The sequence below is a fragment of the Pseudocitrobacter sp. 2023LY-00077 genome, assembly GCF_055796175.1.
Genome location: NZ_JBSPEI010000075.1, coordinates 1 through 623, shown reverse-complemented (window position 1 = coordinate 623; position 623 = coordinate 1). Strand labels below are relative to the sequence as shown.

General features: G+C 53.6%; 2 protein-coding genes. Both read right to left on the bottom strand.

The features are described from left to right. Positions 1-103: 103 nt before the first annotated feature. Entirely contained in the window at positions 104-295 is a 192-nt protein-coding gene (locus tag ACWWFX_RS25420) for a DUF1382 family protein (protein ID WP_042889502.1), read from the bottom strand. Next, positions 292-588 carry a DUF4406 domain-containing protein gene (locus ACWWFX_RS25415; protein ID WP_473225118.1) on the bottom strand — a complete coding sequence of 99 codons (297 nt, stop codon included), beginning with the start codon at positions 586-588 and terminating at the stop codon, positions 292-294. Before ACWWFX_RS25415 ends, ACWWFX_RS25420 begins: the two co-directional genes overlap by 4 nt. Positions 589-623: the final 35 nt, after the last annotated feature.

Sequence of the window (623 nt, the reverse complement as noted above, 5' to 3'; positions counted from 1 at the left end):
ATCTGGTGTCATAGTCAGTGCTCCATGAACTGTCGGTTAATTCGGTTGAAGGTGAATGCCAGCAATAAAAAAGGCCGCTTTAGCGACCTGGTTATTAGTGCCTTCATGCTGCACCGCCTTCATTCTTCTCGGCTTCGACTGCCATCTGCTCAAGCCGTCGTGAAAGCTCGGCGGCCAGCGTCTGGAACTCTTCCTCTGTCGCCACCGGGATCGGCACGAAGCGAATCCCGATGTGCGCCAGGTGGTTGGCAATTTCGAGGCTTTTCCTCAAATCAACGGGTGCGGCTCGGTTCATGCGGCGCGTTCCTCTTCCTGGAAGATAATTTCCATTTCAAGCTTCTCGGCCAACGCATTCTCCGCTCGGGCACCAGCGGAGTGCTCCCAGCCTTCAAGCATGTAGATAGCATCAGCACAGCGAAGCATAGACAGGCAGATGTCCATGTACTCGGCCTGGGTTAATCCATCTGGTAGACGGGCGGGATTCAGAACAATATGACCTTTCGACCAGAGATGAAAATGCGCATGGTTAAAAGCGGCGCGGTTAAAATTAGGTAGGCCGATCATGGGCCCGGCGATGTAAATCTTCATGACTCCACTCCATACCGCCCATGCAGGCGACCAAT